Origin of the sequence: Limnofasciculus baicalensis BBK-W-15 (assembly GCF_024178385.1) — a bacterium.
In the GTDB taxonomy this organism is placed as follows: domain Bacteria; phylum Cyanobacteriota; class Cyanobacteriia; order Cyanobacteriales; family Coleofasciculaceae; genus Limnofasciculus; species Limnofasciculus baicalensis.
The window spans coordinates 1-6,260 of the sequence record NZ_JAMZMM010000358.1 but is presented as its reverse complement, the minus strand read 5'-3'; the positions used below and the strand labels follow the sequence as shown (position 1 = coordinate 6,260).

General features: G+C 40.4%; 2 protein-coding genes. Both read left to right on the top strand.

The features are described from left to right. Positions 1 to 148: 148 nt before the first annotated feature. Positions 149 to 3,607 carry a GAF domain-containing protein gene (locus NJ959_RS24350; RefSeq protein ID WP_254014339.1) on the top strand — a complete coding sequence of 1,153 codons (3,459 nt, stop codon included), beginning with the start codon at positions 149 to 151 and terminating at the stop codon, positions 3,605 to 3,607. A 206-nt stretch (positions 3,608 to 3,813) separates the two neighbouring features. Then, positions 3,814 to 5,973, top strand: coding sequence for a PAS domain-containing sensor histidine kinase (locus NJ959_RS24345; RefSeq protein WP_254014338.1), 2,160 nt, complete (start codon positions 3,814 to 3,816; stop codon positions 5,971 to 5,973). Positions 5,974 to 6,260 lie beyond the last annotated feature (287 nt).

Genomic DNA, 6,260 nt, shown 5'->3' with positions numbered 1-6,260 from the left:
ACTTTGGCAAAGATACTCGTTTTTTGCCCCCCTTTTCACCCCCCCAGCCCCCCTTATCAAAGGGGGGAGCAAGAATACAATCTGCATTTTTTCCAAATTGGGATACTCCCACCCAATATCAGTGTCCTCTACCCAGGCAGAATTAATTATGAATACCGTGCCCAACATAACATATACATATAAAGTAGGTGGACATTTACCTCCAGATGCCCCTAGTTATGTGGTGAGAAAAGCAGATCAAGAGTTGTATGAAGGACTAAAATCAGGTGAGTTTTGTTATGTCCTCAATTCCCGTCAAATGGGCAAAACCAGCTTGCGAGTACGGACAATGCACAGATTACAAGCAGAAGGAATCGCCTGTGCTGCCATAGACTTAACTCGGATTGGTTCCCAAGATATTACCGCAGATCAATGGTATGCGGGGGTGATGAAAGCCCTCGAAAAAAGTTTCCGCCTCCCGATTAATTTAAGATCCTGGTTGCGCGATCGCGATATTCTCACTCCAATCCAGCGATTGAGCGAATTTATCGAACATGAATTGTTAGAAACCGTTACTGAAAATATTGTTATATTTATCGATGAAATCGATAGTATCCTCAGCTTAAGTTTCCGAAATAACGATTTTTTTGCCTTAATCCGTGCTTGCGAGGGATTAAATCGCCTGACGTTTGCCTTATTGGGAGTTTCCACCCCTTCTGATTTAATTCAGGATAAAAACTGCACCCCCTTTAATATTGGTCGTGCGATTGAATTACACGGCTTTCAATTAGCAGAAGCGCAACCTTTAGCCAAAGGATTAGCGCAGAAAGCCAAGAATCCTCAAGCCGTCTTAAAAGCTATATTGAATTGGACAGGAGGACAACCATTTCTCACTCAGAAGCTATGTAATTTAATCTTCAATGCTGAATCTTCTGTACCAGACGGGAAAGAAGCAGAATGGGTAGAAAATTTAGTAAAAACCAAAATTATTGAAAATTGGGAAACTCAAGACGAACCTCCCCATCTCAAAACAATTCGCGATCGCCTCTTGCGGACAGGAAAACCCACTGCTCCTCTGTTGAAGCTATATCAGGAAATTGTCCAACAGGGCGAGATCGGGGTGAATGATACTTCTGAAGTAATTGAATTATGCCTATCCGGTTTAGTAGTCAGACATGGCGGAAATTTAACCATTTATAATCGGATTTATGAATCGGTATTTAACTGGATCTGGGTTAACAAAACCTTAACATCTCTACAACCTAGTTTTCCACAACTTGTGAACGAACAGGAAAAGAAAATTCTCTCGCTCCTCAAGGCAAGAGAAACTAAGGACTTTGATGATATCCTTTATGATATATTAGGATCTATAACCTTAAAACTGGGAGAATTATTGAGAGTCGATCTAATTACAATTTTTTTTATCGATCGAGATAAAAATGAACTCTGGTCAATTAGTGCGGGGATGACTGGGAGTCGTCCTACAAAGATCCAAATTCCTGCCAATAATCAAACTACTGGTAGAGTGACAATCTATAAAAAAGCGGTTAACCTTGCTGTACATTTATCTCAAGATTGGTACTCAGTTGTTGCTGAAGCAAAAACTCAAAAAACTGGCTATCACATCTATAATGAGTTAACCTGTCACCTCTTGAATGAGCAAGGAGAAATATCAGCATTTGTTCAATTAGTTAATAAGCTCTCATCACGGTATAATCCAACAGCTCCATTTGCAGAAAGGATCGATCCAGAAGGCTTTACCGAAGCAGATAAACAGCAATTTGCTGAATATGCACCAGGAGTACAACGGATCTTAGAAGGATGCCAATCCTGTTATAAATTTACCCAACGCCTCCAAGCCTCTGAAGCACTAACAGAAGCTACCCGATCCGTTTCTTACAGCAGTTTTGATTCTGAAGAAATTATTGGACGGGTAATGGCAGCCGCAAAGAGATTAATGAACGCGGATCGAAGTACCCTCTGGTTATTAGATCGACAAAATGATGAATTGTGGACAAAAATTCCCTTTGAAAATGGTTCAGTCCAAGAGTTGCGTCTCAAAGTAGGACAAGGTTTTGCAGGGAGTGTAGCCGCAACAGGTGAACCTCTAAATGTTCCTTTCGACCTCTACGATTTCCCTGATTCAGAAACTGCAAAAGAAACTGATAAGAAAAGCCGTTATCGCACTTGTAGTTTACTCTGTATGCCCGTTTGGAGTCCAGATGGCGAGTTACTTGGTGTCACCCAATTAGTCAACAAAAAACGACCAGGACAATATCCCGAATATAACCCTTATGATTGGCCAGAAGCACCAGAATGTTTTCAGGATAGTTTTGACCCTAACAGCCAAAAATACATGCAAATTTTCAACTCCCAAGTAGGAGTAGCACTAGAAAATGCCAGACAGTTTACAGCACTAAAGCAACAAGCAGAAAATCAGCCCCAAAATGTAGTAAGTCAAACCCTAGCCATGCTAAATCAGGTGATGGATGGACAGGGATTTGATGATATTCTTGATGCGACATTGCGCTCTATTACTCTGAAGTTGGGTAAATCATTGAGTGCGGATCGCACAACAATTTTCCTCTTAGATGAAGATAAAAATGAATTTTGGTCAATTATTGCTGAAAGTGAAGGGGATCGCTCCCTCGAATTGCGCATCCCCGCTGACCAAGGTATTGTCGGGGAAGTAGCAGCATCAAAGCAATTAATCAATATTCAATATGATTTCTATGACGATCCGCGCTCGGATACCGCCAAGAAACAAGACCAAAGAAATGGTTACCGCACCTACACTATGCTAGCTGTTCCCTTAGTGAACGACCAGGGAGGATTAATCGCTGTTGTCCAGTCAATTAATAAGTTAAAGCGATTTTACGATCGCCGATTATCCTTGTCAGAAAAAATTGATAAAGAAGGCTTTACTAAAGCAGATGAAGATAGATTTGCCGATAATGCCGCACTCATTCGCATGATTCTCGAAAGTTTTAAATCCTATCATAAAACTGCTAGAGGACAAAGAGTTGCCGCCGCACTCATGGCAGCAACTCGTTCCGTAAGCCAAAGTTCTTTAGAATTAGAAGAAATACTCAAGCGCGTGATGGATGCCGCTAAAGAATTAATGAATGCGGATCGCAGTACCCTTTGGCTTTTAGATCGGGAACATAATCAATTGTGGACAAAAATTCCTTTTGAACATGGTTTGATGCAGGAAATTAGAGTAGAAGTTGGGCAAGGTTATGCTGGTAAAGTAGCAGAAATGGGGATACCTCTAAATATCCCCTTCGATCTCTACGACTACCCTGATTCTGAAATCGCTAAAAAAACCGATCGCAAGACAGGATATCGCACTTGTAGTTTACTCTGTATGCCCATTTCAAATCCCGATGGCGAGTTAATTGGTGTTACTCAATTAATTAATAAGAAGAAATCGGGAGATTATCCGGATTACAATCCTTTAGAAGAAGAGGAATTACCTGATTATTTGCAGGTAAGTTTTGACCAAAGCGATCAAAAATATATGCAGATTTTCAATAATCAAGTGGGTGTTATTCTCCAGAATAGAGAGCTTTTGGCAGCGGTGAAGCGACAGGAGGAAACTTTACGAGATAACTTGATTGGAAAATAAGTTGTTAGTTGTTAGCTATCTGTAGGGTGCGTTATGTAACGCACCCTACTATATTCGGTAAAGAGTTGGTGAATTTTTCTCTCAAAAATATTATTAAAAATCTCAAAACAATGATAGACTTAGACAATCTGTTTAGATGGACTAATTACTGGACTAATCTAGAAACCTGAAGGAGCTCAATCCTGCAACCAGGTTTAGCGGAAACTATGCAAATTATATCAAATTATTCAGAAATTATCCGTACATCTACGGATTGCAAAGAAACCGATTTGCCAGAAGAGAGCGAAGCACAATTTAAAAGCTTAGTTGCCAATATTCCCGGCGCTGTATACCGCTGTGCCTGTGATTCTGCTTGGACAATGACCTATCTCAGCGATGGGATTCAGGAGATTTCTGGCTATCTGGCGAGTGACTTTATTCACAATCGGGTGCGATCCTTTGGCAGTATCATTCACCCTCAAGACAGGGGAAAAGTCGAGGAGTCGGTTTGGCAAAGTATCAGTACAAAACAATCCTACGTCACAGAATACCGGATTGTGCGAGAAGATGGCAAGATTACTTGGGTTTATGATAAAGGTCAAGCTATCTTCGATCGAGAGGGTGAAATTCTTTGGCTAGACGGGGTAATATTGGATATTACTCAACAGAAAGAAACTGAAGCCGAATTGCGGCGTACCCAAGCATTCCTTAACTCCGTTGTGCAAAATCTCCCTGTCGGTGTCTTTATTAAAGATGCGCAAAAACTCCGGATTAAGTACTGGAATAAAGCCAGTGAAGAACTATTTGGCTATACCCAAGACGAAGTTTTGGGCAAGAACGATTATGATTTTATACCTGAAGATCGAGCGGATAAATTACGCGCCAAAGATCGACAAGTCTTACAAGGTGGTAAATTAGTTGATATCCCAGAAAGTCCCATCATTACTCCTCACCGAGGAGAAAGAATCGTCCATACCAAAAAAGTACCCCTACTCGACGATAGTGGCATTCCCCAACATCTCCTAATTATTTGTGAAGATATCACAGCTCGCAAGCGATGGGAAGAAGCATTGCGAGAATCAGAGAGTCATTATCGTCGCATTGTGGAGACAGCATCAGAGGGAGTTTGGCTGTTCGATGTCCATAGCAAAACTACCTTTCTCAACAGTCGTATGGCGCAAATGTTGGGCTATAAAGTAGAGGAAATCTTGGGGCGATCTTTATTTGAATTTATGGACGAAGAAAGTCACGCACTTGCTCAAAGCTACGTGAATCGTCGCCATCAGGGTATTCAAGAAAGATATGATTTTAAATTCCGTCGCCAAGATGGTTCCTCCCTCTGGGCAATTGTATCTGCTACTCCTATTTTCGATACAAGGGGTCAATTTGTTGGTGTTTTGAGGATGATTACCGATATTAGCGAACGGAAACGCACCGAAGGCGCATTACTAGAATCAAAATGTAAGTTAAAAGCTAAAAACACACGACTCAAGCAAACATTAAACAAACTCCAACAAACCCAAACCCAACTTATTCAAAATGAAAAAATGGCTAGTTTGGGTCAAATGATTGCCGGAATTGCCCATGAAATTAATAACCCAATTTGCTTTATCGATGGGAATATCGTTTACGCTAATCAATATACAAGTGACTTGTTGCACCTGTTAGAACTTTATGAAAAGCACTATCCGGAACCTGTTGCTGAAATCAAAAATGAGATCGAGACTATTGATCTGGATTTCTTAACCACAGACTTCCCCAAACTACTTAAATCGATGAAAGAGGGGTCAAACCGTATCCGCAAAATTGTGCTGTCTTTGCGCAATTTCTCTCGCTTAGATGAAGCAGAAATCAAGCAAGTTCATATTGATGAAGGTATTGATAGTACATTGTTAATATTGCAACATCGCTTGAAAAAAGGACTACAAGATCAAGAGATTCAAGTAGAGACAAATTATGGTGAATTACCCTTAATAGAATGTTACGCAGGTGCGTTGAATCAGGTGTTTTTCCATATCATAAACAATGCTATTGACGCATTAGAATCCCAACCGCAACCACGGAGGATTACTATTTGCACTGAGATGGAGACGAGGGAAGAAGATCGTGAAAAAACTGGAGTTACAACTTTAACTCAATCTGTTATTATTAGAATTGCCGATAACGGTTCTGGGATTCCAGAGACTATCCTACAACGCATATTCGATCCTTTCTTTACCACTAAACCCATTGGCGCAGGTAAGGGTTTGGGTTTATCAATTTCTCACTCAATTATTATTGATAAACATTGTGGCAAACTTACCTGTAACTCTACAGTAGGTAAAGGGACAGAGTTTGCGATCGCACTACCCATCTCCCAAAAAGTTAAATCAAAGATAATAGGATAGAGGGGAGACGTTGGAGATTAGAGTTTTTCGATCCGATTGAGAGCATCAATTATAGCCGGGATATTATTCTCAATCCACTCGCTCATCTCCATCCCATGTTGCTAAAAAAAAACTACTCTATCGCCTATTTACGACTAATATATTGAAGTATGACTGACTCGAATCATCTATCTCAAAAAAGTGAAAAATCCTCAAAAGGTCATTAGCCCTCCTTTGGATTATCCGCCAATAATAGCTGAAACGACGCAATCTCGTCAAGTATTGAGAATTAATCTTAATAAAGATTA